This is a genomic window from Ursidibacter sp. B-7004-1 (genome assembly GCF_053654055.1).
Map to the genome: position 1 here is coordinate 1 of NZ_JBSIUP010000080.1, position 856 is coordinate 856.

Below are 856 nucleotides of genomic sequence, written 5' to 3' on the forward strand. Positions count from 1 at the left end.
AAGTAGGGCGGGACACGAGAAATCCTGTCTGAAGATGGGGGGACCATCCTCCAAGGCTAAATACTCCTGATTGACCGATAGTGAACCAGTACTGTGAAGGAAAGGCGAAAAGAACCCCAGCGAGGGGAGTGAAATAGAACCTGAAACCGTGTACGTACAAGCAGTGGGAGCCCGAAAGGGTGACTGCGTACCTTTTGTATAATGGGTCAGCGACTTATATTTTGTAGCAAGGTTAACTGAATAAGGGAGCCGTAGGGAAACCGAGTCTTAACTGGGCGTTGAGTTGCAAGGTATAGACCCGAAACCCGGTGATCTAGCCATGGGCAGGTTGAAGGTTGGGTAACACTAACTGGAGGACCGAACCGACTAATGTTGAAAAATTAGCGGATGACTTGTGGCTGGGGGTGAAAGGCCAATCAAACCGGGAGATAGCTGGTTCTCCCCGAAATCTATTTAGGTAGAGCCTTGAGCGAACACCTTCGGGGGTAGAGCACTGTTTCGGCTAGGGGTCCATCCCGGATTACCAACCCGATGCAAACTGCGAATACCGAAGAGTGATACTCAGGAGACACACGGTGGGTGCTAACGTCCATCGTGAAGAGGGAAACAACCCAGACCGCCAGCTAAGGTCCCAAAGTCTATATTAAGTGGGAAACGAAGTGGGAAGGCTTAGACAGCTAGGATGTTGGCTTAGAAGCAGCCACCATTTAAAGAAAGCGTAATAGCTCACTAGTCGAGTCGGCCTGCGCGGAAGATGTAACGGGGCTAAAATATAGCACCGAAGCTGCGGCATCAGGCGTATCACTAATACGCCTTACGATTAACAACATCGAATGAAACAAAGTGAAATGAGATG

1 rRNA gene is annotated in these 856 nt (G+C 49.6%); it reads left to right on the top strand.

The features are described 5' to 3' along the window. Nucleotides 1-856: ribosomal RNA gene (locus ACWIW0_RS11300) — 23S ribosomal RNA — on the top strand; the annotation flags it as partial.